The 252-nt window shown below is 66.3% G+C and carries 1 pseudogene; it reads left to right on the top strand.

Annotated elements, in window-relative coordinates:
* Positions 1-252 (top strand): annotated as a pseudogene (locus SB816_RS33525) (fimbrial biogenesis outer membrane usher protein); the annotation flags it as partial.

Genomic DNA, 252 nt, shown 5'->3' with positions numbered 1-252 from the left:
CGCCACGTCCGGCCGCGGCTTCGTGCTGAACTACGACGCCTACGCGCAGACCATCGCCCATGCGCCGCTCGCGGTCTGGAGCGAGGCGCGCTATTTCGACCCGTACGGCGTATTCAGCAGCACCGGCGTCGCGTATCTGTACGACGACCGCCGGCGCTACGTGCGCTACGACACGTCGTGGAGTCATTCGAACCCCGGCACGCTCACGACGACCCAGATCGGCGACACGATTTCGTCGTCGTTGTCGTGGAC

The organism is Achromobacter sp. SIMBA_011, assembly GCF_046535435.1.
Taxonomy (GTDB): Bacteria; Pseudomonadota; Gammaproteobacteria; order Burkholderiales; family Burkholderiaceae_B; genus Achromobacter; species Achromobacter dolens.
This window is presented reverse-complemented; position numbering and strand designations above follow the sequence as displayed.